An 811-nucleotide genomic window follows, 5' to 3' on the forward strand; every position below is an offset into this window, starting at 1 on the left:
ACCGTCACGGTCAACGTCACTGGCGAGCGGACAGCAGTCGATGACTTGGTGGGAGAACCGGCACCTGATTTTGTGTATCCGAACTACGGTGATCATGCCTACGCAAAATTCTACCTGGATGACCGCAGCATGGCCTATGCACGCAGGCATCTGGATTTGCTCCCGGCTTCGGTCCGGCCGGGGATTTGGAGCACCCTGTGGTTCATGGTGCAGGATGGCAGGTTGTCACCTTCAACCTACATGGCGATCTTCCTGGACATGGCGCCCCGGGGAAACGATGCCAGGCAGCTCAGCAGCTTTCGCTGGAAGCTCAATACCTTGCTCGACCAGTATCTGAACCAGGCAGTGTGGCGGGATGCCATGGAGCGTTTGCATGCCGTTGCCTAGCCCGCATCGCTCACCGATCCCCTGGTTCCGGTGTTTTTGGGCGCCGGGACGTGGCCAAGATAGCCCGATAGCCCATTTCTCGTGCCAAGGTACTCGCCAAGAGAAGAGATTCTCGTGTTTTTCGCTCTCTCAGGGGCTCTGGAGGATGTTTTTTCGACGGAACAGACGCGTCGGCCCCTCAGCACCGGAGTCTGATCGGTTGTGTCAACGCTGCCGGATGTAATAGGGTTTATCCAGGGGGGTGACCAAGCAGGGTGCTGCTTGAGATTGGCCAGAATCTGAACGATATCGCTGGCGTAGGGGTACGCTTCCGAGAAGGACAGCCAGACTTTGCGTGCTGTCAGGCGCAGGCGGGCGCCGATTTTCAGCAGTTTCAGGCGGATCGTCGTGCTCTGGGCCTTGGCAAACGCCGTACCGGTCAGCC

General features: G+C 58.6%; 2 protein-coding genes. One reads left to right on the forward strand and one right to left on the reverse strand.

Annotation, left to right across the window (positions count from 1 at the left end; translation table 11 throughout):
- Window positions 1-387: hypothetical protein (locus ACOCD2_RS23095; protein ID WP_305803388.1), on the forward strand; the 387-nt coding region annotated here is incomplete at its 5' end.
- Here ACOCD2_RS23095 and ACOCD2_RS23100 read toward each other — a convergent pair.
- The coding region (locus tag ACOCD2_RS23100) for a transposase (RefSeq protein WP_293653021.1) at window positions 384-811 on the reverse strand (428 nt) is incomplete at its 5' end. The genes ACOCD2_RS23095 and ACOCD2_RS23100 overlap by 4 nt on opposite strands.

The sequence above is a fragment of the Thiolapillus sp. genome, from assembly GCF_048562965.1.
Lineage (GTDB): Bacteria > Pseudomonadota > Gammaproteobacteria > Chromatiales > Chromatiaceae > Thiolapillus > Thiolapillus brandeum_A.